The following is a 2126-nucleotide window of genomic DNA, read 5'->3' on the forward strand; positions in this document are numbered from 1 at the left end:
GCGTTTTACTGAAAAGTGGGAGCAAGTAGAGCTAAATGATATTGCTCCTGTTACAATGGGACAATCACCAAATAGTAAAAACTATACCGAAAATCCGAATAATTATATCTTAGTTCAAGGAAATGCAGATCTATTTAACGGACAAGTTCTTCCTCGTATATATACTACTCAGGTTACTAAAGTTGCTCATGTCGGTGATATTTTGATGAGTGTTCGTGCACCCGTTGGAAACATTGCTCAAACTCAGTACGATGTTGTTATTGGACGAGGGGTAGCTGCCATTTCTGGAAATTTATTTATTAAACAACTCCTTAATAAAATGGATAAAGCAGGTTATTGGAATAAATATATTGCTGGATCCACATTTGAGTCAGTTAATTCGAATGATATTAAAAGTGCCAATATTAAAGTCCCAAAACTAGAAGAGCAAAAAAAAATTGGTCAGCTTTTTCAGTCTCTCGACAAAACTATCACTTTGCATGACAAGAAAATCCAATATCTTAAACAACTTAAACGAGGGTTATTGCAAAAAATGTTTGTCTAATTCAAAAAGGATAGCGGCATGAAACCGTTATCCTTTTTGTTATAGTGATGCTAAATGCTGCATGATTTTTGAATTGTCCTTATTCTCTAACTCCTGAATAATATGGAGATAAGTTTGCTGAGTAGTCGTCATATCAGCATGTCCCAAACGCTTGGCAACACTTGCAATCGATACGCCCGCAAAAAGCAGCAAAGAAGCGTGAGTGTGTCTTAAACCGTGCACTGAGATTACTGGAATATCAAGTTCTTCACAATACCGCTGTAAAAGATTATTGATGGTTGAATTAAATACACGTTTCTGGACAAATAAAGGCTGATTTTCAGGGAAGTCTTGAGTAACTCGGTTAAGTTGCATTGCTAATTTCCAGTCAATCGAAACCTTGCGAATCGATGAAACATTTTTAGTCGGTTTAAAGCCACCAGCATAATTTTTATAGTCCCAAGTTTTGTCAACGTTAATAGTCTGTCCTTCTAAATCAATATCTTTCTTGGTTAATCCCAAAGCTTCACCGAAACGCAGACCAGTTTTGGCAATGATTAAAATGAGCCAATCAAAGCTGGGAAACTGTGATAAATCAAGGTGGCGCAACAGTAATTTTAGCTCAAACTCATTTAAATATTTAGTTTTCTTCTCGGTTGGCGTTTTACCTTTGACAACAATTTTACGGGTTGGGTCTCGTTTTAAATAGCCTTCATCATACGCATCAAGCAACATAGCTTTTAATTGATGGTGGAAGTCCATCGTAGTTGCTTTCTCATGTGTTTTGGCAAATTCATTTAAGATCTGCTGATACTCTAGTCGTGATACATCAACTAATTTAAGTTCTGGTGCAATCTGTTTTAAGTGCCGATATGATAACCAGTACTTCTCTAATGTTCGCTCTCGGACTGCTCCATCCTTATACACCTCAATCCATTGAGCAAAGTAGTCATATAACAAAATTTGTTTTCTTCGCATAAAAAATCTCCTTAGCAAATATCTTGCTAGGGAGATTTTAAATTAGACGAACATCTTTTGTAGTAATGCGCGCTTGAGAAGCTTTAGATTATCAATTTTATGCTGGTGAAGGGTGATGAGAGCATCTAATTTTTCAAATTGCTGACTGACTTTCTTTTGTTCTCTTAATGATGGATATTTCAACATAATTTGTACCAAATCTGCATTGTGTAAATGTACAATTGATTTACCTTGAGCACGTTTAGCCATTTCCTTATGTGGCGTACCATTTGAAATGTTTAACGCTAAAAATGTTGGATCAATATTTTTAGTGGGGGTAATAATATTTAAGTCACTACCTAGTGCAACTCCTTTTTTACTGACTACAGAAGCCCTAGCAATATCTTCAGCAGTTTCACCAGAAGCTGGAACAATAACATCTCTTCCTGTGCTATATACAGAGCTTTTTTCCTTCTGCGAAAAAGTATCAATACTTTTGATAATTGTTTCGTAACCTGTATACAAGCGTCCATAAAGTATCACAGGAATACCTTCTGATGTTAAATCCTTTTTGGAGTATCCTGACCCTTTTGAAAAAGAAGCAAGATCCCCTAACTTACGCTGTTGCCAAGTAATGGTAAAGCCT

3 protein-coding genes are annotated in these 2126 nt (G+C 36.0%); 1 reads left to right on the forward strand and 2 read right to left on the reverse strand.

Annotation, left to right across the window (positions count from 1 at the left end; all coding sequences use genetic code 11):
* The coding region (locus HF864_RS09275) for a restriction endonuclease subunit S (RefSeq protein WP_169462705.1) at window positions 1-544 on the forward strand (544 nt) is incomplete at its 5' end.
* A gap of 39 nt (window positions 545-583) precedes the next feature.
* Here the strand turns inward: HF864_RS09275 and HF864_RS09280 are convergent.
* On the reverse strand, window positions 584-1501 hold the full coding sequence (locus HF864_RS09280; protein ID WP_169462706.1) for a site-specific integrase: 918 nt from the start codon (window positions 1499-1501) through the stop codon (window positions 584-586).
* 42 nt (window positions 1502-1543) lie between these two features.
* On the reverse strand, window positions 1544-2126 hold a 583-nt coding region (locus HF864_RS09285), incomplete at its 5' end, for a restriction endonuclease subunit S (RefSeq protein WP_205882358.1).

It is taken from the genome of Lactobacillus sp. MRS-253-APC-2B (genome assembly GCF_012843675.1).
In the GTDB taxonomy this organism is placed as follows: Bacteria; Bacillota; Bacilli; order Lactobacillales; family Lactobacillaceae; genus Limosilactobacillus; species Limosilactobacillus pulli.

Bases quoted from the DNA above. Each gene is read 5' to 3' on its own strand.
- HF864_RS09280 (WP_169462706.1), bottom strand. From the start codon at position 1,501: ATGCGAAGAAAACAAATTTTGTTATATGACTACTTTGCTCAATGGATT.